Below are 23,423 nucleotides of genomic sequence, written 5' to 3'. Positions count from 1 at the left end.
CGAAAATCAGTGAAACCAGCCACCGCAGCGAAGCCACAACCGAAGAAGAACGAAACTCCTCTCAATCGCCAATATAACCAGATTAAAGCCAAATATCCCGGTGCATTGCTGCTCTTCCGCGTTGGTGATTTCTACGAAACCTTCGGAGAAGATGCTGTTCGGGCCAGCAAGATTCTGGGTATTACGCTGACCAAACGGAACAACGGCGGAGCCAACGAAGAACTGGCCGGTTTCCCGCACCATTCCCTCGATACACACCTGCCCAAACTGGTTCGGGCGGGTGAGCGCGTCGCTATTTGCGACCAGTTGGAAGACCCCGCACTAGCTAAAGGGATTGTCCGGCGGGGTGTTACAGAGCTGGTCACGCCTGGTGTTTCATTCAATGATAACGTTCTCGATACCCGGCGGAATAATTACCTGGCAGCGGTGCATTTCGGTAAGACAGACGACACCTTTGGTATATCATTTCTGGATATTTCGACCGGCGAGTTCCTGGCCTCGCAGGGCAATTCGGCTTATGTCGATAAACTGCTGCAAAGCTTCAATCCATCCGAGGTACTGTACTGCAAGCGCAATCGGCAGGAGTTTGGGATTTTGTTCGGCGATAAGTTTCATACGTATACGCTCGAAGACTGGGCCTTTACCTACGACTTTGGCTATAACTTCCTGAAACAGCATTTTCAGACAACCTCACTGAAAGGATTTGGTATTGAAGGATTGCCCGACGGCATTATTGCCGCAGGTGTTATCCTGCATTACCTCAACGAAACTGAACACAAAGACCTTCAGCATATTACCCGTGTTACGCGGCTTGAAGAAGATCGCTACGTTTGGCTTGATCGGTTCACGATTCGTAACCTGGAATTAACTGCCGCCCAGCAGGAGGGGGGCGTGCCGCTGATACAGATTCTGGATCAGACCGTTACGCCGATGGGCGCACGACTACTCCGCAAATGGCTGAGCCTGCCTCTTAAGGAGAAAGTCCTGATCGATGAGCGGCTCAACATGGTAGAATTGCTGGTTGGCGATATTGATCTGGCCGATGCCATGCTTGGTCATCTGCGTCAAATTGGCGATCTCGAACGGTTGGTCTCGAAGGTGGCGGTTCGGCGTATTGGACCCCGAGAGTTACTACAACTGAAGCGGTCATTACAACATGTTTTGCCCATCAAGGAGTTACTAATTACGGCCTTAAGTCAGAATGAGTCACCGTCCTTGAAAAAATACGCTGACCAGCTTAATTCGGTCGCATTCTTGCTGGATCGTATCGAAACTGAACTGCGTGAAGATCCTCCGGCTCTTTCGAATCAGGGTGGTATGATTAAGCCGGGGATTAACGCTGAGTTAGATGAACTGACAACCATTGCTTATACGGGTAAAGATTATCTGTTGCAGCTACAGGAGCGGGAAGTACAACGGACGGGCATCACCTCGCTCAAAGTAGCCTATAACAAGGTATTCGGCTATTATCTGGAAGTTACGCATGCTCATAAAAACCGGGTTCCCGAAGATTGGATTCGGAAGCAAACCCTGGTGAATGCCGAACGCTATATCACACCTGAACTGAAGGAATACGAAGACAAAATCCTGAACGCCGAGGAGCAGATTTTTCAGATCGAAGCCCGGATGTTCAACGACCTGGTTCTGGCGGCTGGCGAATACGTAGGGGCCATTCAGCAGAATGCCCGCGTGTTATCGGTGCTTGATGTATTGTCGTCGTTTGCGCGTATCGCGGTGAAGAACAAATACGTTCGTCCGCAGATCAACGAAAGCAAAGTTCTGAATATCAAGGATGGTCGGCATGCGGTGATTGAGCAACAGTTGCCTCCTGGTGAACATTACATTCCCAATGATATTTACCTGGACGACGAAACACAGCAAATCATTATCATTACCGGCCCGAATATGGCAGGTAAATCGGCTTTGTTGCGACAAACAGCGCTGATTGTGCTCATGGCACAGTCAGGGAGTTTTGTGCCCGCATCGTCGGCCGAAATCGGAATTGTGGACAAGATTTTTACACGCGTAGGGGCCAGTGATAACCTCTCGCGGGGCGAAAGCACGTTTATGGTCGAAATGACTGAAACGGCCAGCATCCTGAATAACCTCAGCGAACGAAGTCTGGTACTGATGGATGAAATCGGGCGCGGCACCAGTACGTACGATGGTGTGTCGATTGCTTGGGCCATTGCCGAATACCTGCACAACAAAACCGACTGTCGACCCAAAACTTTGTTTGCTACGCATTACCATGAACTGAATGATCTGGCTACGGATAACTCGCGTATCAAAAATTACAACGTAGCGGTAAAGGAACTGGGCAACAAAGTGATTTTTCTGCGGAAGCTGAAAGAGGGCGGCTCGGAGCACAGTTTCGGCATTCACGTAGCACAAATGGCTGGTATGCCCGCTCAGATCGTGAACCGAGCCAATGAGATACTGAAACAACTGGAGTCGTCGCACGATCGGGAGCGGAATAAAGAAAACATTCGGCAGGCTGTGCCACAGGAGCGTGAGTTGGCCCTACGGATCATCGAATCCAGTGACCCAAAAACAGAAGCCATCAAGGAGAAGTTACGAACCATCGACGTGAACCGGCTAACACCCATTGAAGCCTTGCTGAAACTGAATGAGCTGCTGAAAATGATGGAGTAATTAACAAGTAAACAACAAAAAAAATGGATCTAAACGTATTAACCGCCCCGCTCACCGTACAAGAAATTGAGTGGCGGGTGCAAAGCCAGACAAAGGATGGTCAGAAAATCATTGTGGTGCCCTATATCACCAATCGGTGCGTGATGCAGCGGTTCGATGATCAGTTTGGCTGGGCAGGCTGGCAGAACGAAATCAAGGAAATCGAAGGCGGATTCCTGTGTACAATCACCGCTATTCTGCCCGGTGGCGAAATGATTCGGAAAACCGACGGAGCCAGCCGTACCAGCGTTGAGCCGGTAAAAGGAGGAATCAGTGACGCTATGAAACGCTGTGCGGTACAATTCGGATTAGGCCGTGCTTTATATGATTTTCCCAAAGTGCTCATTGAAACCACCGACAAGTACATTCCCAATTGGGCTACTCCCTTGTTGGATAAAATGGTGGAAAAGCTCAATGCGGGCGGAATTGTTCGGGATGTGGTTGTTCTAAAGCCAGAACATGCCAAACCAACAGCGAAAGCTGTCTAAAGAACTCGCTTCGATGGTTTGTTCAATGCCATCGAAGCGAGTTTATATTCTTTCCAATCTTCGTGCCTTCAGCCAAGCCCACTTCATTATCATAGCGGGTATGAATACCACCCATCAGGCGTGAGTTAGCGCATTCCTGAGCCGCATCCCAAAACGAAGCATAATGCCGGGCTTCATACGTTAACGTGTAGTCTGTATAAGTCGGATAATAATCGGAATAAGTAGACGGATTTGGGTTGACGGGTAATGGATTTTGCGCCTGATAGATTGTTTTCGGCCGTTTGGCGTGGGTATTATCTGTAAATGAAAAACTAGTGCCATACAGTTCGGTCAATACGGTAGCCGTAGCTGCCGATTGCACAGCGTGGCCTGAATAAAACGAAGGGAAAGGCGGTTCTAGGAAGAAAGGAAGCCATGGAAACCAAGTGGTATTCGGGAGGATGCTTTTCTTGATGAACGACGAAGGCCGTTCTACCATATAAGTAAATTTTACTTTCCAGCAGCAGGTAAATGCATCAGCTACTGCCATACCTACACGAGCGTAGGTTTCGGCTGCTTTGACCAAATCAACATGACTATTCCGGATGGCAATGGTAGCCAGATTATACGAGTGGCCAGGGGGAGAGCAGGTTTCCGTTGGGTCATCTCCCCACCACATAACAATAGCCCGGTCGGCTTCGGTTAACGAGATTTTTCGGTCATATACTTCTTTGTAATATCGGTAATATTGACTGGTTGTATCAGTTGAATAGGCCAGGGGTTTGGGTAAAGGCAACTGACTATTCCGATGAGAAAATGTCCGATTCTGGCCCCAGGTTGGATGCATTGGAATTTTTGTATTCGATTGCCCGATCACAGGAGGTACCCACAAACCAGCACCTACGGGTCTTTTATACTCTTTAGGGAAGTTGCGCTCATAGCCTTCATGTCCACCATCACTCTTCGACCATTCGTAGATTTTTGCGGCAATAGCTTTACCAAATTGCTCAGAACGCTCAACAACTTCAGGATTAAGCTGGGATGCATACACTTGATGGATAGCCTGCTCCAGCGAATCAATTGGCTGCATTTTTTGCGTATATCCATAGAGGGCCCTGTGCATATAGGCCTGGCCAGCATTTAAGGCTAGCTCCCAGCAATAAGTTTTCCTGAGATCGGGTTTGGGTAACGAAAGGGTATCCGACAATTTTCGAATAACCGACCGGTGTCTAGGGGAGGCATACACAACGGTTTCGTACATGGTTAGGCCCAGGTATCCAATGGCTCGGGAACCGTAGGTAGGGGTATTCTTAGGCGCTTTAGTCATAACCCGAACAGTTATATCGGCCCAGGAAGTAGCAATCGGGTCAACGAGTGATTGAGTTGCTGTTAGTTGGGCCTGTGCTGTATATCCACAAACCCAGACTAGCCAGAGTTGACATATACTGATTTTGACTAACTGCTTTACCATGTTGCGCTACGGTATCGAATACAGGCATTGATTAACAAAAAGTTTGCCAATGGATAGCCGTAGATGATAAAGCGTATAGAAAGCTAAAAAATAAGTAGCCCCATACCGCAGTTCCAGACTGTGATATAGGGCTACTCATTAAATCGACTATAGTTTATTTTCCTCCGCCCACAGCAGATGGACTACCCATTCCCTGGGAGAGTACCAACAATTTATCGCTCAATGTCTGAATCGCTTTTTTGTAGCGAACTTCCAGGTCAGGCAGATTCGCTGTCGATTTCAGGGAGGCTTCGTAAAGCAAGCCGGGTAACATCCAGGATGCGTAGCCACTGTTCGGGTCAGATGAGGCATACAGTGATTTGTACCAGGCGCCAAAAGCGTTTCCTTTCGGATCAATGAACGACCGTTCCAGCAAGCGCAGCTCTTTGTTTAGCTCCACCAGTTTATCTGTCCGGCCCGTTTTTAAATAGTTCTGCCGGGCCAGTTCGCAGGCATCAGCGTTCTTTTTCATGTCGGCAACGGCGCTGAGCAGGGGAGAAATTGAATAGGTTGGCGCATACGCCTGAATAGCTTTTTCGGCCGCTTTCAAATGGACTTCCAGATCGGCTGGATAACGGGCTATGTCGTAGGGGACAAGATCCGCGTTGGCGAGCCGGAGGGTCATGGTGCCTACAACCTGTTCCATCATTGGCCCCATTTTATAGGTAGGGTCAGCAAATTTGTCGTAGAAATATAGGTCGTCATACTGGGAGTGATAGAGGGTTGGCCCTGATACGCCCGCGCTCAAGGCTGGAATGCCAATGTGCATATAGGGTGCAATATGATCGGAGCCTCCGCCAAGATTACCAATCGTTGGTTCGCCTACGACCATTGCTGGGGCCGATGAACCCGTTACACGATTCGTACCACCACCAACTTTATGCCCCATCCAGTGTTGGTAAACGGTTTTGTTGGAGTCTGGATACTGCACCGTTTGCGTGGCTTCAATAATCAGCTTTTTCATCGACGGCGACGCACTGGCACCAAACGTTCGACCCGACACCGCAGCATCATAGTTCATATAGGCAACAGCTTTCTGAGTCAACTCATCACGAAACTGCTCGCTCCACTCCGCCGATCCAATTACACCCGGTTCTTCGGCATCCCAATGGCATACTTTAATCGTACGTCGGGGCCGTTGTCCGGCTTTCGCCAGCTTACCCATCGATTCAGTCATACTTAACAGCATAGCTGTACCTGAGTTGGGATCAGTTGCGCCATAGGACCAGGCATCGTAGTGGCAACCCGCAATGACCCATTCGTCGGGAAACTCGGCACCGGTCAGTGTGCCGACCACTTGATAAATGCGTTGAATCGTATTTTCCTGTTTCACCATCAGGCGGACTTTTAGATCCTGGCCACCTTCCAACCGATAGGTATAGGGTAAGCCACCCTGCCAGCCCGCCGGAACCGCCTTGGCACCCGTCATACGTTTTAGAATCTCGGTTGCCGAACCATACGGGAGGGGTGTCACTGGAATTTTATGTAATCCAACAGCGTCCATAGCGAGCCGTTTGGGCGTATTTTTGGCGTCCATTGGTAGAGCCGCTTCACCAGGAGTTAATGGGTCACCGGTATAAGGCGTTGTTAGTAACGAACCCCGCTGAATGACACTTTCGCTATAATAGGGACCGGCGGGAAAGGTTAAGCCAACCATGTAGCCAGAGTCGGCGGGGTCGGTGAAAATAATAACCCCAGCCGCTCCAGCCGCCTGTGCCCACTGGGCTTTGTAGCCTCGGAAGTTACCACCGTAACGAGCCAGTACGATTTTGCCTTTTACGGATATACCCATCGCCTTTAATTGCTCGAAGTCTTCTTTGCGCCCGTAATTAGCGTACACGACTTCGGCCGTTACATCGCCCGAGCCCGACCAGACATTATAACCGGGCGTTAGCCGCGGGTCACCGCTGTATTTATCTTCTTTGAACAAAAACTCCTTGATATTCAGTGGCTGACGAACGGGCTCGACCAGTTCAACGGCAATGTCGCCGGGACCTTTAGGGAGCAGCACGTCGTGCGGGTAGATGTCTACCTGCCAACCCGCTTTTCGCATGGTTTCGGCAATGTAATCGCGCACCTGTTCATTTTCTTTCGAGCCAGTGATATGCGGAACGCTGCTCAGTTTTTCGAGGTGATTTTTAAATGCTGCTGGTGATTGTTTGGTTTTGAACTCGGTTTCGAGTTTGACCTGGGCGGCCTGTCGGGCTGGAACAAAGCCTGAGAGTGTCTGGGCTTGTACGGTGGCAATACCAACGACGAGTGCCAGCGTTCGACCAGAAATGCTAAGTAGAGAGGAAAGTTTCATGAGAATCAGATTGTATAATTCTCAAATATCGGTATTTGCTGTGGTAAAGAAGGTGCATCGCCGATGAATATTTGGCATAAAAAAAGAGACGCGGTTTGTGCGTCTCTTTTACTACTAGACTTAAGAATTAATTATTTCGGCATGGCAAAGATGGATGGATCAACTTTAGGGTTAAATACCATGTTCGATATAGTCATTGTAATCGCACCAGGCATGGCTGGGCTATTGAGCTCAATAGTAGAAGGAACGGTTAGTCCATCAACCGTTTTGTAATTGCTGTACTGTGATTTAACCTCACCCGACTGGCCCTGCATGCTAACGATTGCCTTCATGCCGTTCAATTGGTAAGTTGTTGCGTCTACATAATAGTTGGCAACGCCTTCTGGCCGTGTCACTTTGATGTTATAAACGTCTTTTTCGTTCAGTTTTTCCTTGCCAACCAGCTCAACCGGATACTTTTGAGCTTTTGCAGTCACCAAGTCTGCACCAACGATATAGGCATTCCCTTTCTGGATTTTTACCTGATCTTCAGGTAGCGCCTGTGGAGCCGACCCGCCCTGCATCGGATTGATGGCCCAACCCTTGTCGCCATCAACAACCTGCGTGATCTGCTGGCCCATTACCGAAATATCGTTACGAAGGGACTGACCCACAACAACGGTTGTTTTGCCGGTCATATCCATGCCCATAATACTCATACTCTGGTCAAATTGCAGCGTTTTAACAGCCGCAATTTTATCGGCTCCGCCCATTGCTGCGATGTTCTTGTCAATGATTTCGTCGGCTGTTTGGGCAAAGGAGATAGCCGGAATTGCCACAAGGGCAACGAGGGTAATCAGTTGTTTTTTCATGTACTAGTTTAGTAAGAAACTAAGTCAAAGATAAGAAATAGGATAGGTTATTGCTGCCTAACTGGCGAGACAATATTCTGAATAAGCGGACGGATTTACATGGGTTACTGCATAATCGGCAACTTTCGCGGGCAATCGGCTTGCAAGCCTGACGAGTGTTTTCTACCTTCATCGGCTTAAACTTTAACTGCTAAATCTACAATGCTGTCAACAACCCGCGTTAAACTCTCGGTCATGATGTTTCTCCAGTTTTTTGTTTGGGGGGCCTGGTATGGCCAAGTGACAAAATATCTTGAAACAGAACTTCATGCTACTCCTATACAGCAGGGAGCTGCTTTTTCAACGTTTTCGATTGCAATGCTTGTCGCTCCTTTTTTCGTGGGTATGATTGCCGACCGTTATTTTGCTGCTCAGAAAGTTTTGGGTATACTGAATTTGCTAGGTGCAGTAATTCTCTATTTTCTCATCCAAATTAATGATCCAGACCAATTCTTCTGGATACTCTTGGTTTACTGCCTAACGTTTGCTCCGACGCTGGCGCTCTCGTCATCTATTGCAATGCAGCAGATGGCGAGCCCTGAAAAAGAATTTCCAGGTATTCGTGTGTTGGGCACCGTTTCATGGATTGTCGTCAACAATATAGTTGGCTATTATGGTTTTGGTGATAAAGTGACTATTTTTCAATTGTCAATGTACTCGGCAATCGCGCTTGGTGTTTTCTCATTTTTTCTACCTAATACACCGCCCAAGGCGACTACATCTACATCGTTCTCGCAGGTTTTGGGGCTCGACGCCTTTAAATTGTTTAAAGATCGCTCGTTCGCTATTTTCTTTCTGTCGTCGGTGCTGATCTGCATACCCCTTTCGTTCTATTACGCAATGGCCAACTCCTCTCTCACAGATGGAGGCATGCAGAATGTTGAGAATAAAATGTCCTTGGGTCAGGCATCAGAAGTAATTTTCATGTTGTTAATACCACTAGCATACACACGGTTGGGTGTTAAGAAAATGCTAATTGTGGGCCTGATTGCCTGGATTGTTCGATTTGTTTGCTTTGGTTATGGTGATGGAGGGTCAGGCGAGTGGATGTTATATCTTGCCATTCTTCTGCACGGCGTTTGCTACGATTTCTTCTTTGTAACGGGCCAGATTTATACGGACAATAAAGCGGGCGAAAAGATTAAATCATCGGCTCAGGGACTAATTTCGCTAGCTACCTACGGTATCGGTATGGGAATTGGTTCTTACCTCTCGGGTGTAGTAAAAGCTATGTTTAAAGTGGGAGACACCGTTAACTGGACTAGCTTCTGGCTCGTTCCAGCAGGTATTGCAGCCGTGGTATTGGTGGTGTTTGTACTGCTCTTTACTGATAATAAGCGGGTTTCAGCAAAGACCGATGAATTAGTACCGGGATCACTTTAAAATTTAACACAGAGAAAACAGAGGAATCACGGAGGTCACTGAAAATAAATCTCTGTGGTCTCTGTAGTTCCTCTGTTTTCTCTGTGTTAATCTACTATGCAACTCATTTCCTACAACATTAACGGCATCCGAGCGGCTATCCGTAACGGCCTGATCGACTGGCTTGCCCAAAATAGCTTCGATATTATTTGCTTTCAGGAGGTCAAAGCAACCACCGATGTGGTAGATCTGACTTTGTTTGAACAACTGGGGTATCAATACCACTGGCACGCGGCTGAAAAGAAAGGGTATTCGGGTGTGGCTACGTTCTCCAAAATCGCCCCTACCAACGTCGTGCTGGGCTGTGGTTTGCCAGTTTATGATTGCGAAGGCCGTATTCTTCGCACCGACTTCGACGACCTGACATTACTAAACTGCTACTTTCCTTCCGGTACATCCGGAGAGTTGCGCCAAGGGGTGAAGATGGAGTTTCTAAACGATTTCTACGATTACATTGAAAACCTGAAGAAGACCCGTCCAAAACTAATTGTTGTTGGCGATTATAACATTGCTCATACGGCTATTGACATTCACGACCCCATACGGAACAAAAATTCAACGGGTTTCCTACCCGAAGAACGGGCCTGGATGGATCAGTGGTTCGGCTCCGGCATGACCGATTCATTTCGGTACAAACATCCTGATGAAGTAGCCTACAGCTGGTGGAGTTACCGGGCCGGAGCGCGAAACAATAACAAAGGCTGGCGTATCGACTACGCTTCCGTTACGGATAACCTTCGCGACCAAATCATCGACTGCCAGATGCTTCCCGATGCCGTTCATGCGGATCACTGCCCGGTATATCTGAACCTGGATTTATGAGATTTGCCTGACTGACTATGATTTTGTTGAGTGTGTTATCTTAAAATCAAGGAAATCATTTAAATCACATGAATCCCGGTTCAGAATACTTCCTCATCTACAAGCCCTACCTCATGCTCTCCCAGTTTTCGCGGGAGGGCGATAAGCAAACACTCGCTGACCTGGATTTTGAGTTTCCGACGGATGTATATCCTGTTGGGCGGCTTGATGCAGATAGCGAGGGATTGCTGTTACTAACGAATGATAAGCAGTTAAATCATAGGCTGTTAAACCCGAAGTTTCGACATAATCGAACGTATTACGTGCAGGTCGATGGGGCGTTAACAGAAGCAGCTTGCCAGCAGCTTGCTCAGGGCGTTACCATTTCGGTAGATGGAAAATCCTACCACACATTACCTGCCGATGCCCGTATCATGCTTGAGCCCGGCTTGCCGGAGCGGAATCCACCTATCCGGTATCGGGCTACTATACCAACATCCTGGTTGTCCATTTCATTACATGAAGGTAAAAACCGGCAGGTACGTAAAATGACAGCCGCCGTGGGTTTTCCAACACTTCGGTTGGTACGCTGGGCCATCGAAGACCTCACTGCCGAAGGCATGATACCTGGTCAGGTTCGTGAACTAAGCCGGGCAGAAGTAATGCGTGGGTTAAGATTAAAGTAACCCGGCCAGGCTACGTTTACAAAATCCCCTCATCAGCAAAGCTATAGTAGGATTTGTCCGTAAAAATCAGGTGATCGAGCACCGGGATATCCAGCAGCCGCCCGGCATCTCTGAGTTTTTTTGTAAGGTCTTTATCGGCCTGCGACGGTAAGAGGTTGCCTGACGGATGATTATGGAACAAGATCATCGAAGAGGCCAGATGTTCGATGGCCTGTTTGAAAATCAGTTTGGGGTCGGCTACCGTTCCCGAAACCCCTCCCGTACTGATTTGAACCGGTCGCAAAATTTCGTTGGCGCGATTCATCAGTAAAATCCAGAACTCTTCGTGCGGCTTGTCGATCAGGTGCGGAATCATTTCGTTGTAGGCATCGCGCGAGCATGTTACTTTGGCGCGTTGCGGACGATCCTGCTCTTTCCGTCGGCGACCCAGTTCAAGGGCCGCTATAACGCTAATCGCTTTTGCTTCGCCAATACCCCGGAATTTTGAGAGGTCTTTGATACTTAGTTTCGCTAAGTCGTTGAGGTTGTTGTTGACACTTTTGAGAATGATCTTGGCTACATCAACCGCGGTCAGATCAACCGTACCGGAGTTAATCAGAATGGCAATCAGTTCCGCTTCCGACAGGGCCGCTTTGCCCTTTAGCATGAGTTTCTCGCGTGGGCGGTCTTCTTCGGCCCAACTCTGAATGGTGCCAGAGGTCTGATACGACATAGGATTAAGTAAGTTACGGGATGATTTTCGATGACAAAATGCACAAAAAAACCTTACCTACAAAAAGGTAAGGTTCTGTGATGAAGTATCAGCGAAAGTCGGCTATTGATCAGTAAGTTATTCGTCGCGGCATAACCATCAATAACTTATAAGCCAATAACAAATAACTAGTACTTAAGCAGTGGCAACTTTCAGGCCATTGACCAAACGAGCCAGTTTCGACTTGTTATTGGATGCTTTATTCTTGTGAATGATGTTACGCTTAGCGAGTTTGTCCAACGCCGACGAAACCGACTTGAACAGTTCAACTGCCATTGCGTGATCGGTAGTAAGACGTAGTTTTTTCACCATGTTCCGAGTCGTAACATGCTGGTAACGGTTCAACAGCCGCTTTTTGGCACTCGACCGGATTGCTTTTTTTGATGACTTATGGTTTGCCATTGGTATATAAATGAGATCGTTGTCGCGATATGAGGGCGCAAAAATAAGAATTTCGGATGGAACAAGCAATAGTTCCACCCGAAATTCTTTCTAATACCCACGCTTATGGGCGAATGTCAGCATTGACAATCAGGGTTTTTTCCCAGATACCCTGGTTCTGCGCAACGAATTGTTTGTAAGCTGCGCTGTTCTCAAAAGTTTTTATATCGGCTTCACTCTGAAACGTCAGGTAATGGACTACGTCATAATCAGAAACAGCCTGATTTGGCAAAATTGTCTTGCCCGACGTGTAATTAACGACCTGTGGAATTTCATGCTTTAGGGACGCAAAACCGTTCATATGCTGCTCAACTGCTGCACTTTCGACCCCTTTTTTGAATTTAACACACACAACTTGCTGTTTCTGCGCTTTTCTGGCAGGTGAATAGGCACCGTAGATTGTTAAAGCAAAAGCGCAGAGTAACACAATAATGAGGGTATATCCTCTTGACTTGGCATTCATGTTTGTTCGAGTTTTATTTGTTTTTCGAAATATTATTCTGAATTGCATGGTCGTTTAATTGAATAGTTAATTATTTTCCACTTAAAGTACCATGTTTTGTCAAATGTACAATTGTTTTATTTGGTTGTCTGTTTCGGCTACTATTTTTTTTGGAAGTTTAGTAAGCGGCAACGCCGTTAGGGCCGAAAATCCAATCGGAAACTGGTCAGTTTTGGGTCATTCGGTCAAACACCGACCCAATTGGCAGCATCCACTGTGGGGGTTTTATGCGCATCAGCAAATTAACCGGCTGGCTGTCTTTACGCTGCCACTCGAAATGATGCCATTTTTTAAAAAGCACATTAATTTTTTAGCTGATAATGCCGTAAATCCCGACAAACGCCGATATGCCGTAGTTGGTGAAGCTCCCCGTCATTTCATCGACCTCGATGCATACCCAGATACATCAACTGCTACACTTCCACGCTATTATAAAGAAGCAACAGATCAGTATGGAACCGACACGCTGGCATTACACGGGCTGGTTCCCTGGCAAATTCAATTGACAAAGTATCAACTGACCGAAGCCTTCAAACAGAAGGATGTTCGGCGAATTCTACGTGTAGCCGCCGATCTGGGGCATTATATTGCTGATGCCAACGTGCCACTGCATACCACGCGTAACTACAATGGTCAGTTAACCAACCAGCAAGGCATTCACGGATTCTGGGAGTCGCGGCTACCGGAGTTGTTTAGTACAGATTATGATTTTCTGACGGGGCAGGCCGAGTATATTTATTCGCCCCAGAAAGCAGCCTGGCGGGCGGTATTCAATGCGAATGCGGCCTTGGATTCAGTACTACGTTTTGAGCAGAAACTGACCGTAGAGGTGGGTGAAGCGCGCAAATTCGGGTTCGAAGAGCGAAATGGCATTACCACCAAAGTTTATTCGGCAGATTTCTCACAACGCTACCACGAACAATTGAAAGGACAAGTCGAGCGCCAGATGCGGACGTCGATCAAAATGGTTGGCGATTTTTGGTACACCTGCTGGGTAGACGCAGGCCAGCCCGATTTGCGGATACTGGCAAAGTATCAGCTTACAGAAGTCGAACAAAAAGAGGAAGCCGAAGAAAAGAAGGGCTGGTTGAAGAGGCTGTTTTCGGCGAGGGAGGAAAATTGAACCAGGATTTTTATGATTTTATTGACTGACTATGATTTTTCTTTCAAAGAAATCTTTTATAAAAATCATAGTCAGTCAATAAAATCATAAAAATCCTGGTTTAGATCGACAACGTCTTCATATACTCAGCGTCGTTTTTCATGCTGATCAATGACGACTCAGGATATTGTTCCTGCTCCACCAAAAAGTATTTGATGCCACTGTCTTTGGCTATACGCAGGGTCTTTTTGAAGTCCACATTGCCTTTGCCGAGGTCGTTCTGAACGGGTTTGCCATCCTTAACGGTATAGTCTTTTACATGGCAGAGTTCGTAGCGTTTGCCGTACTTTTTGAGGTGTTCTTCGGTATTCACACCTGCCACATCAATCCAGCACAGATCCAGCTCAAACATAACGTTCTTAGGATCGGTGTTGTCGAGCAGGAATTCCTGTGGAAGCTTTCCGTCGAGGGGCCGGAATGAGTAATCGTGGTTGTGATAACCAAATTTCAGTCCTGCTTTTTTAACTTCTTCACCAACCGTATTGAATTGGTCGGCCACTTTCTTCCACTCATCCCAGGTTTTCTGTGGACCGTAGAAAGGGCAGAGCAGATAGGTTAATCCGGCATCATGCGCCATTTCAATACTTTTCTTGAGCTGGTCTGGCTTATCAACCTCGCCCCGATAATTGAAGTGCGTACTCACCATCTTTACACCTAGTCCGTCGAGAAACGATTTGATTTCTTTCGGCTCCATGCCCCACAAAAATCCCTGTGGCCCACCGTAACTCTCAAATTGTTTATAGCCCATTTGAGCCAATTGTGTCATAACGCCTTTCGGGTCTTTGGGCATCGCATCGCGAACGCTATATAGCTGTGCACCAAATGGGTTGATGGGCTTTGCAAAAGCGTTGGCTAGTAAATCGGACTGGCTTAGGGCGAAGGCTCCGGCTGTAAGCAGCCCGGATTGTTTAAGAAAACTACGTCGTTGCATAGGTAGAAAAAAGTTTGCGGCTTTAAAACGCAAATATGGCTCGGATATGCGGAAAAAAGTTAATAAAGAGGAGAAAAGGAGGAAGGGGAGAAAAGGGAAGAAGGAAGAACAATAATATAGTGCTCAGTTTGTGATTTTTCCTTTCCTGCTTCCTCCCTTTCCTCCCCCTCCTCCCTTTTCTCCCTATCTTTGCGGTCTTTCCTCAATACGAATGACATTTTCCAAATTATATCTACAGGCAGGACGCGACGAAGCGGTTCGACGTTTCCACCCCTGGGTGTTTTCGCGGGCCATTAGCCGCTATGAAGGTAACCTGAACGACGGCGATGTTGTCGAAGTCTTTGATAATAAAAATCGGTATCTAGCCACAGGACATTATCACGATGGGAGCATTGCCGTACGTATTTTCTCGTTTGGCGCAACGGCAGATGGCCCCGTTACGCCCGATCTGCCTTATTGGACAAAGAAACTGGCCCATATCCGCAGCATCCGGGAAGTAATTGTTACAGGCGATACAAACTGCTATCGACTGGTACACGGCGAAGGCGATGGTTGTACAGGATTGATTATAGATATGTACAATGGTGTGGCTGTTGTACAGGCCCACTCCATTGGTATGCACCGCGAACGAGATATCATTGCCGAAGCGCTCAGAACCGTTTTTGGTGATGAATTGACGGCTGTATACGATAAAAGTGCTGGCACACTGCCTGAAGAATACGGCGCAACCGTTACAAATGGGTACCTGTTTGGTCGAACGCCCGTGCCACACCCGGTTCAGGAAAATGGCAATACATTTCTGGTTGACTGGATTACGGGGCAGAAAACGGGTTTTTTCCTCGATCAGCGTGATAATCGGGCATTGCTGGCACAATATGCTGAGGGTAAGAATGTCCTGAATGCATTTTGCTATTCAGGTGGGTTTTCGGTGTATGCGCTTAAGGCTGGCGCTAAGTTGGTGCACTCGGTCGATGTTTCGCAGAAAGCGATTGAGCTGACCAATCAGAACGTAACGGCCAATTTTGGAGAGAATGATACCCGGCATGAAGCGTATGCCGAAGATGTGATGCATTATTTAAAGGCTCACGACCACAAATACGATGTGGTTGTGCTGGACCCACCTGCCTTTGCCAAAAGCCTGTCGGCACGACACCGGGCAGTGCAGGGATATAAACGCCTGAATGCAGAAGGGTTCCGTCGGGTAGCCAAGGGGGGACTTTTGTTTACGTTTTCGTGTTCGCAGGTAGTAGATCGGGAGTTGTTTTATAATACGATTGTAGCTGCGGCCATTGAAGCCGGTCGTCAGGTACGTGTGTTGCATCACCTGAGCCAACCTGCCGATCACCCCGTAAGTTTGTTTCACCCCGAAGGCGGCTATCTGAAAGGATTGGTGCTTTGGGTGGAGTAAAAAGGGAGGAAACCAGGAAGGGGATGAGAGGGAGGATGGGTTGAATAGTGTAAGAATTTAGACTTTCTGCCGCTTCCCTTTCCTCTCCTTCCACCACCACCTCCTTTTTCCTATTCAGAAAGATACAATCTTACTTGCTTTACACTAATTTTGACTCTTAACTGGAATGCCAGCCCAGTGGAATGCCAGTCCAGCGGCATGTTGGCCCAACGTTCTGGTGTCGTCCACCGTTGTAGGCCCGGCCGATCTTTTTGTATAACCCGATTACATACATAGCTAATTATGGCTGAATTAATCCGAATGCCCAAGATGAGCGACACAATGACCGAAGGCGTCATTGCGGAGTGGCACAAAAAGGTGGGCGATAAAGTAAAATCCGGCGACGTACTGGCCGAAGTTGAAACCGATAAAGCAACGATGGACCTGGAGTCCTACGAAGAAGGTACACTCCTGTATATCGGTGTTGAAAAAGGCGCTTCGGTTCCGGTAGATGGCGTTCTGGCTATTATCGGTGCTGATGGAGAAGACTACAAAGCGTTGCTGAATGGATCGAGTGGCGGTAGCCAGGAAGCTCCTGCCCCCAAACCAGAACCAGCCCCGGCTCCAGCAGCGAGCGAAAGTACTCAAGTCGCAACAAAGTTGCCCGAACCGAAAGCTGTTTCGGCGGCTCCGGCTGAGAAGGTCAACGCATCGGTTATTCGGATGCCGAAAATGAGCGACACTATGACCGAAGGCACCATTGTAGCCTGGCATAAAAAAGAAGGGGATACTGTAAAATCGGGGGATGTACTGGCCGAAGTCGAAACCGACAAAGCCACGATGGATCTCGAAGCCTATGAAGAAGGTACGCTGCTTTATGTTGGTGTAAAAGAAGGCGCATCTGTTGCCGTTGACGACATCATTGCTGTTGTCGGTGAAAAAGGGGCTAACTTCAAAGTTCTGCTCGACGGTGGTAATGGCCAACAGGCTGCCACTAGTGAAGGCGGTAGCGCAACTGCCGAACAAAACCCACAGGCGGATGTTCCTGCCAGTGCCGATACGGATTTATCCTATGCGGGTGGCGCTGGTGATGTATCGGAATCGAATGGCCGAGTAAAAGCCTCTCCCTTAGCAAAGCGGATTGCCGAAGAAAAAGGAATTAACCTTGCTCAGGTTCATGGTAGCGGTCCGGAAGGACGTATTGTGAAAAGCGACGTTGAGTCGTTTGTGCCGGGTAAAGCAACGCCAGCGGCTCAACCTGCTGCCCCCGTTGCTCAATCAGCCGCTGCGCCAACACCTGCTGCGCAACCAGCTGCTCCGGCTCCAGTACCAACGCCAACTGGCGACTATGAGGATGTTCCGGTTAGCCAGATGCGGAAAACAATTGCCCGCCGACTGAGCGAGAGCCTGTTCACGGCTCCGCACTTCTACCTGACCATGGAAATCAACATGGACAAGGCTATGGCGCTGCGTGGTACGGTCAATGGCCTTAGCCCAGTAAAAATTTCGTTTAACGATTTCGTGATCAAAGCGGCAGCATTAGCGCTGAAACAGCATCCGAATGTTAACTCATCCTGGCTTGGCGATAAAATTCGTAAGTACAAGTATGTGAACATCGGTGTGGCGGTAGCCGTTGATGAAGGCTTGCTGGTACCCGTTGTTCGGAATGCCGATCAGAAAACACTGTCGACCATTTCGGGCGAAGTGAAGGATTTGGCCGGTAAAGCGAAAGACAAAAAACTCCAGCCAAAAGACTGGGAGGGAAGCACGTTCTCCATCTCGAATCTGGGTATGTTTGGCATTGACGAATTCACGGCCATCATCAACCCACCCGATTCATGCATTCTGGCCGTTGGTGCTATTAAGCAGACGGTTAAGTTTGAAGATGAGGTAGCGAAGCCGACCAATGTCATGAAAGTGACCCTCTCCTGTGACCACCGCGTGGTGGATGGCGCTACGGGTTCGGCGTTCCTGCAAACGGTTAAGCAACTGCTCGAAGATCCAATGCGGATGTTGGTGTAAAAAAAGGAGGAGGGGGAGAAAAGGGACGAAAGGGATGTTGTATATTTCCCTTTCGTCCCTTTTCTCCCCCTCCTCCTTTTCCTCCTTCTAAAGATTAGATCGTAGCGGGCTCCATTGCGGCTACCAGCTTTTGCTCTAATACGCCTTTCGACGTAGCACCAATCACTTTATCGACTAGCTGACCATTTTTGAACACCATCAGCGTAGGAATACTGCGGATACCAAATTTAGCGGGCGTTTGTGAGTTCTGGTCAACGTCCATTTTAGCGATAATGGCTTTACCTTCGTATTCGCCAGCAAGTTGCTCGACGATTGGGCCAACCATCCGACAGGGGCCACACCATTCTGCCCAGAAATCTACTAAAACGGGTTTGTCAGAATTTATAAGTTCGTTGAAATTTGCGTCGGTTGCTTCTACGGCATTTGATCCTGCTGCCATGATTGAAATGAGTTTATTAAGTTGAACTTGTTTCATGGACATAAACCGTTTTCAGAGCGATTAGTTCCGACTTTTATACTACCTCTCTCATCGGTTTACTTTTCAATCAGCACGTTTGTTTGCGCGTTTGATTCAAACGTATTGGCCGTCATCACGTCAGCATTGACCGATGAGCCGTAGCTGACAAAGAGCCCGTAACCACCACTACCACTGATGCGCGTATTTTTGATGGCCATTGTAGCACCTGTTCCGTAAATAGCGATGTTCGTCTTTTTGCCCGACACAATGGCAACACTTCCGGCATTGCTGATAATCGCGTTTTCGAGGATATTCTGAGCACTAGTTGAGTAACAGATAATTCCTCGCCAGAAGGCAGCGGTGCGCTCAGCTCCTGTAATGGTGATTTTAGCTGTAGCCGTTCCTCTGGCGCTCATATAGCCGCCTGTATTAACCCGAATTACGGCATCACGAGCCATTTCGAGGGTAAGCCCAGGGTTCAGCCACCAGCCCGTGGTTACAGTTAATTCGCCATTGATACGGTAGGGAGTTTTATCCGTAAATGGGGTCCACTCTACTTCATCAGCCCCTTTAACACTGGAAGCCATTACCTCTACAACATTCCGCCCGTTTCCGCTTGTAAAAATAGATGCTGCATCTAACTGAGGCACATTGTCAGCACTGAGCATCAGGCCTGACTCCGTGTTGTTCGCAAATGTATTCTGAGCAAATTCGCGAATAATCCCGCCATCCTGTATGTATAAACCGTACCCCGTCGTTTCGGCAAACAGGCTGTTTTTTACGGCAATCTGCGCCTTCGTTCCAGAAACATACATACCTGCTTTTATCAGGGAATAAAGCGGGCGGCTACCGGCATGAAGTAACTCTACATACTCAAATACGTTTGCGTTGCTGCCTGAATAGAGCATCAGGCCAGTCCAGAACCCTTTCGTTTTTTCAACGCCCACGAATCGAATCTTCTGGCTTGCCGTACCCTTCGCGATAATCAGTCCACCGTTGTCGTTGATGTCCATTCGGGTATCGCGTTCAAAAGCGATCACGACGCCTGGATTGATGGTTAGTTCAGATTGAACACTAACTGATTTGGCCACGATATAGTCGGGCAGATCGGGATTGGCAATTCGGTCGGTCAGTACGGTTTTAACGGTTATGTTCTGGTTGATAGTGACGGGCTGCGCTACCGAAGCGGCAATTACCACGTTGTCGGTACTCTTACCATTTTCATTCGAAACGGTCAGTTGTAGTTCATACTCACCAACTTCATCGGGTGTGAACGTTGGCTTGACAGCGGTAGCATTAACCAGGGTAATCGTACTTTTAGCTGGCTTGCGAACCAAAGCCCATTGGATTGTAAAGGGTTTACCCTGGCTATCCTGAGAGGCACCACCATCCAGGGTAACGACCTGACCAACCTGGACCTGTTGATCGGCCCCGGCATTGGCCGTTAAGGTACCTGTTGGATTCACTTCAGTTTCTTTTTTACAGCTGGTCATCAAAAGAGCCATCAAAGCAAGGAGTACGAATAGCCCTTTTTTCAAAGCGAAGCCTGATTGACCAGAAGGGTTCGGGTAAGAGAGTATGATAGTTTTCATAAAAAGAGGAATCCGTTGTAGCGGACTGTTTTTAGATAGATGTTGTTTAACTGTTCAAAAGTAGGCGTCGCCTTTGCCGAACCCCGGCACAAATGCCTTGAAACGGAAAAAGCCCCGTGTGAACTGTCACGGGGGGAGAATCAATTGAGCAGAAGAATTGATTGTAAACTGAGTTAATTCAGAACACGGCGTCCTGAGCGGAAAAGGGGCTATCTATCTTTATCGAGCAAGTATGGCCAACAGTTACGCATGAATCCATATATTTGAGGGCTTCTCAGGATGGCCAGGCTTAACCTAGAAGCTTGCCTGTACAGTTGCGCGGTTATAACTGTCAGCGTAATAGGCTAGTAAACCAAGCGTAGTGAAGTAGCATTCACTACCATCAGTAGGATCTTAAGCTATCTCCAATCCTATATACCCTTTGAGGACTACCATACACTAGTATAAGCGTAAAGAAAGACGATTGATCTACCAATCGTTTATGTACTTATTCCCGTTGGCGATTTAGTAGTTACTCCCGTTTCAGCATAGTGTGATACCAGACTGCTACTCAATTACAGAAAGAAGATACTGATTTAGCTTCCTCAATAATGAAAACCAAGACAGAGAGCCAGCTGACCTATCAGCAAAAGTGGCAGCTCGCTACTACTATTTTTGCTATTTACTGGCCTATCCGACTGTATGTTCATATTGATAACCTCTCGCTTGCCCTGGTTCAGCATGTGTGGCCCTTCTGGATCATGGAGATTATCATTACGATTCTGTTCTTTGGGCTTTGGCTTGTGGTAACGGATTGGATTCAGGAGCGATTCTTTAGCCAAATGAATAAAGAGTTTCTAATTGAGTTCGACCTACCCGCTCAACTGGTCACGCTGGTATTGGCTGGTGCATTAGCCATCTTATTCAATATGGCTTTTCATCGATTGTGGGTAACAATGGCTGGCGTGGAGCGCTTCCAGTTTTCACAACCCGTTCGTGTCCAATCCCTTTCTATTAGGCCTGAGGAGCGTAACAGACGTCGAAAAATTGATAATGGGCTGACGGTAATGGCCATGTTGTCGGCTTTTTATCTGGCGGCTAACCGACGAGGCTATAAACGGTTGGAAGACATACGCGTCAAGGCCGAGCAGCTTAAACAGGAAGCTACGCAGGCTCAGTTTATGGCGCTCAAAAATCAGGTTAACCCACATTTCCTCTTCAATAGCCTGAGTATCCTGTCTTCATTGATTGAACCTAACCCTAAACTTTCTATTCAATTTGTTGGGCAACTTGCCAAAGCCTTTCGTTACATATTGGAACAACGCGACACGAATTACATTAAAATTCAGGATGAGTTAACATTTACGAATGCTTATACGTTTCTACTTCATATTCGGTTTGGCGAAAAGCTGAAGATTGTCACCGATGTGTCTACGAAAGTGGCGAATAGATACAGCATTGCTCCACTAACCTTACAGTTGTTAATTGAGAATGTGGTAAAACACAATCAGATGTCAAGCGAAGCGCCATTGCAGGTGAGGATACAAACTGAAGGCGATTATCTGCTGGTTACGAACCCGATACGACTTCGGCCCCAGAAAGAGGTTTCGACAGGGGTAGGATTAAAAAATATTACAGATCGTTACAGATTACTTACGAAACGTCCTGTTTGGTTTGGTTACCAGGATGGTGTGTTTATGGTTAAAATTCCATTGCTCTTATGAATGTGCTAATCATTGAGGACGAATCATGGACTGCTCAACGACTGGTAACTTTACTGCGTGAATATGACCCTACTATTCGAGTGTTGGCCCAGTTACCATCGGTAGCAAAGGCGATCAACTGGTTCAAATCCTCACCGCCGATTCAGCCGGATTTGATTTTTCTGGATATTTTTCTGGAAGATGATCTAGGGTTTAGTCTGATTGAACAGATGAACCTAACAATCCCGATCATTTTTACTACAGCTCATGAAAACCATGCATTACAGGCCTTTAAAGCAAATAGTATTGATTATTTGCTCAAGCCCATTGACCTTGATGAGCTGACAATGGCGTTGAATAAATTCAAACTGGTTCGTCAACTTCCTGCGGAATCGCCACCAATACAACAGGTTTCGGATCACTTCATTCGGCAATGGACACCACCTGCCTACCGCGACCGCTTTATGATCAGCATTGGACCCAAACTGCGTAGCATTCGAACCGACGCAATAGCCTATTTCTTTTTTGAAAACAAGGCAACTTATCTGATGCCCCTGGTAGGTTCACCAATGTCGATTGATTATAGTCTGGATAAGCTGGGGCAATTAGTAGATCCGGGTCAATTTTTTCGCGTGAATCGCTCATTTTTGGTGGCCATTTCTGCTATTCAGTCAGTACATACTTATTCAGGTAGTAAGCTCAAGGTTGAGCTGCATCCAATAGCCCGTCAGGACGTATTTGTCAGCGTTGAACGAGTTACTGAATTTAAAGATTGGCTTGGTCGATAAATTAATTATTTTTTAACGACTCCGGGAAAATACGTTTCTATAAGTTGCAACGGAGCTATCTTTTTTTGATTACCTTAATTATTTATATAGGATTAATAAAATTATAGAGCTTCGATACAAATCTAATTCCACTCGTGTAGTATCGGCTTCAACCTTCTAAATCCCGAATTCAACCCTAAAAAACTGTCATCAGTCATTTTTTTTTTCGTCTTCGATAAATGGTTGATAAGATTTGTAACGCTTATCAGCTGATTTGTCTGGAGAACAGATAAAAAGTAAAAAAGACTGTTGATGGATTACGAATAGCATCTGTCATCAGTATTACTCAACGATGTAGAATTACAGGCGCTATGAATTACTATTTTTATGCTTATTTCCGCAATCCAAAAGTAACGCTTCATGTAGGAAGCTGCCGGTTCTGTAACAACGGTAAGGGCATGCAACCCAGTAAACTTGGTTATCTGACTGGCCGTTGGCGAGGTGGATATTCAAGTTTTGAGCTGGCTCTGGAAGCTGCTCAGGGAATGGGGCAGGGCTTAGGTGTTGAACCCGTGTATTGCCAGCGCTGCATGCCGGTGGAAAAAGAGTCGATTCAGGCATAGCAATTTGCTCCTATTACTCTTCCCAATTAAGTAAGTATTTTTCGTAAAAAATCACTAAGTAAATAATAGGGACATTATCCCTAAAGAGACTCCTTTTGTGCAATAAATTATTGTCAAAATAATGTATTAAAATTACTTATTCATAAACCCCGTTTTTTACTGTAAGATAGTACTTATTTTGTAGTACGTACTGAGTAATTTACCTAAGTATTAACACGTAGTTACTACTTAAGAATCTTAGTTTTTCAATAAAATAGCCTGTTAAAATCAATTATTTCTTTAGAGGAAATATTGATTTTAACAGGCTATTTTATTGAAAAAATAGGACAAA

Annotated in this window: 20 protein-coding genes; 11 read left to right on the top strand and 9 right to left on the bottom strand. The window is 46.9% G+C overall.

Going from position 1 to position 23,423, the window contains the following annotated elements:
* The first annotated feature begins 9 nt into the window (after window positions 1-9).
* Entirely contained in the window at window positions 10-2,655 is a 2,646-nt protein-coding gene (gene mutS / locus EXU85_RS23640) for a DNA mismatch repair protein MutS (protein WP_142774449.1), read from the top strand.
* 23 nt (window positions 2,656-2,678) lie between these two features.
* Window positions 2,679-3,182: a Rad52/Rad22 family DNA repair protein gene (locus EXU85_RS23635; RefSeq protein WP_142774448.1), complete on the top strand. Its 504-nt coding sequence runs from the start codon at window positions 2,679-2,681 to the stop codon at window positions 3,180-3,182.
* Between the two features lie 22 nt (window positions 3,183-3,204).
* On the opposite strand, the gene EXU85_RS23630 is transcribed toward EXU85_RS23635, so the two are convergent.
* The 3 genes from EXU85_RS23630 to EXU85_RS23620 form a co-directional block, all read right to left on the bottom strand.
* Window positions 3,205-4,632 carry a vanadium-dependent haloperoxidase gene (locus EXU85_RS23630; RefSeq protein ID WP_142774447.1) on the bottom strand — a complete coding sequence of 476 codons (1,428 nt, stop codon included), beginning with the start codon at window positions 4,630-4,632 and terminating at the stop codon, window positions 3,205-3,207.
* A 154-nt stretch (window positions 4,633-4,786) separates the two neighbouring features.
* Entirely contained in the window at window positions 4,787-6,976 is a 2,190-nt protein-coding gene (locus EXU85_RS23625; RefSeq protein WP_142774446.1) for a M28 family peptidase, read from the bottom strand.
* A gap of 131 nt (window positions 6,977-7,107) precedes the next feature.
* Window positions 7,108-7,827, bottom strand: a complete 720-nt coding sequence (locus EXU85_RS23620; protein ID WP_142774445.1) for a DUF4292 domain-containing protein — start codon at window positions 7,825-7,827, stop codon at window positions 7,108-7,110.
* A gap of 201 nt (window positions 7,828-8,028) precedes the next feature.
* On the opposite strand from EXU85_RS23620, the gene EXU85_RS23615 reads away from it, so the two are divergent.
* From EXU85_RS23615 to EXU85_RS23605, 3 genes are all read left to right on the top strand, one after another.
* Window positions 8,029-9,249, top strand: a complete 1,221-nt coding sequence (locus tag EXU85_RS23615) for a nucleoside permease (RefSeq protein WP_142774444.1) — start codon at window positions 8,029-8,031, stop codon at window positions 9,247-9,249.
* Between the two features lie 96 nt (window positions 9,250-9,345).
* The gene (locus EXU85_RS23610) at window positions 9,346-10,110 is read left to right on the top strand and encodes an exodeoxyribonuclease III (RefSeq protein WP_142774443.1); all 765 of its coding nucleotides are present in this window, start codon (window positions 9,346-9,348) and stop codon (window positions 10,108-10,110) included.
* A gap of 68 nt (window positions 10,111-10,178) precedes the next feature.
* Complete coding sequence (locus EXU85_RS23605; protein ID WP_142774442.1) at window positions 10,179-10,775, top strand: pseudouridine synthase; 597 nt, start codon at window positions 10,179-10,181, stop codon at window positions 10,773-10,775.
* A gap of 16 nt (window positions 10,776-10,791) precedes the next feature.
* On the opposite strand, the gene radC is transcribed toward EXU85_RS23605, so the two are convergent.
* The 3 genes from radC to EXU85_RS23590 form a co-directional block, all read right to left on the bottom strand.
* Window positions 10,792-11,487 (bottom strand): DNA repair protein RadC, encoded by a 696-nt coding sequence (radC, locus tag EXU85_RS23600; protein ID WP_142774441.1) that lies wholly within the window; start codon window positions 11,485-11,487, stop codon window positions 10,792-10,794.
* A 174-nt stretch (window positions 11,488-11,661) separates the two neighbouring features.
* Window positions 11,662-11,928, bottom strand: coding sequence for a 30S ribosomal protein S20 (gene rpsT, locus EXU85_RS23595; protein WP_142774440.1), 267 nt, complete (start codon window positions 11,926-11,928; stop codon window positions 11,662-11,664).
* Window positions 11,929-12,031: 103 nt separating this feature from the next.
* Window positions 12,032-12,430 (bottom strand): Dabb family protein, encoded by a 399-nt coding sequence (locus EXU85_RS23590; RefSeq protein ID WP_142774439.1) that lies wholly within the window; start codon window positions 12,428-12,430, stop codon window positions 12,032-12,034.
* 103 nt (window positions 12,431-12,533) lie between these two features.
* Here EXU85_RS23590 and EXU85_RS23585 point away from each other — a divergent pair, with 103 nt between their 5' ends.
* Window positions 12,534-13,592 (top strand): zinc dependent phospholipase C family protein, encoded by a 1,059-nt coding sequence (locus tag EXU85_RS23585; protein WP_371731936.1) that lies wholly within the window; start codon window positions 12,534-12,536, stop codon window positions 13,590-13,592.
* Between the two features lie 100 nt (window positions 13,593-13,692).
* Here the strand turns inward: EXU85_RS23585 and EXU85_RS23580 are convergent, their stop codons facing one another.
* Window positions 13,693-14,562 (bottom strand): sugar phosphate isomerase/epimerase, encoded by an 870-nt coding sequence (locus tag EXU85_RS23580; RefSeq protein WP_142774437.1) that lies wholly within the window; start codon window positions 14,560-14,562, stop codon window positions 13,693-13,695.
* Between the two features lie 211 nt (window positions 14,563-14,773).
* Here EXU85_RS23580 and EXU85_RS23575 point away from each other — a divergent pair, with 211 nt between their 5' ends.
* Together EXU85_RS23575 and EXU85_RS23570 are read left to right on the top strand one after the other, a co-directional pair.
* A complete protein-coding gene (locus EXU85_RS23575; protein ID WP_142774436.1) occupies window positions 14,774-15,970 on the top strand; it encodes a class I SAM-dependent rRNA methyltransferase in 1,197 nt (398 codons plus the stop codon).
* A 282-nt stretch (window positions 15,971-16,252) separates the two neighbouring features.
* Entirely contained in the window at window positions 16,253-17,971 is a 1,719-nt protein-coding gene (locus EXU85_RS23570; protein ID WP_142774435.1) for a pyruvate dehydrogenase complex dihydrolipoamide acetyltransferase, read from the top strand.
* Between the two features lie 94 nt (window positions 17,972-18,065).
* Here the strand turns inward: EXU85_RS23570 and trxA are convergent, their stop codons facing one another.
* Together trxA and EXU85_RS23560 are read right to left on the bottom strand one after the other, a co-directional pair.
* Complete coding sequence (gene trxA / locus EXU85_RS23565) at window positions 18,066-18,410, bottom strand: thioredoxin (protein ID WP_142774434.1); 345 nt, start codon at window positions 18,408-18,410, stop codon at window positions 18,066-18,068.
* Window positions 18,411-18,505: 95 nt separating this feature from the next.
* On the bottom strand, window positions 18,506-20,020 hold the full coding sequence (locus EXU85_RS23560; RefSeq protein WP_246859214.1) for a PKD domain-containing protein: 1,515 nt from the start codon (window positions 20,018-20,020) through the stop codon (window positions 18,506-18,508).
* Between the two features lie 590 nt (window positions 20,021-20,610).
* Here EXU85_RS23560 and EXU85_RS23555 point away from each other — a divergent pair.
* The 3 genes from EXU85_RS23555 (at window position 20,611) to EXU85_RS23545 (ending at window position 23,092) form a co-directional block, all read left to right on the top strand.
* Complete coding sequence (locus EXU85_RS23555; RefSeq protein WP_142774433.1) at window positions 20,611-21,723, top strand: sensor histidine kinase; 1,113 nt, start codon at window positions 20,611-20,613, stop codon at window positions 21,721-21,723.
* Window positions 21,720-22,490: a LytTR family DNA-binding domain-containing protein gene (locus EXU85_RS23550; RefSeq protein WP_142774432.1), complete on the top strand. Its 771-nt coding sequence runs from the start codon at window positions 21,720-21,722 to the stop codon at window positions 22,488-22,490. The genes EXU85_RS23555 and EXU85_RS23550 overlap by 4 nt, the downstream gene beginning before the upstream one ends.
* 350 nt (window positions 22,491-22,840) lie before the next feature.
* The gene (locus tag EXU85_RS23545) at window positions 22,841-23,092 is read left to right on the top strand and encodes a hypothetical protein (RefSeq protein WP_142774431.1); all 252 of its coding nucleotides are present in this window, start codon (window positions 22,841-22,843) and stop codon (window positions 23,090-23,092) included.
* Window positions 23,093-23,423: the final 331 nt, after the last annotated feature.

Source organism: Spirosoma sp. KCTC 42546 (genome assembly GCF_006965485.1).
In the GTDB taxonomy this organism is placed as follows: Bacteria; Bacteroidota; Bacteroidia; order Cytophagales; family Spirosomataceae; genus Spirosoma.
The sequence above is the reverse complement of the archived record's forward strand: the minus strand, read 5'-3'. Positions and strand labels throughout refer to the sequence as shown.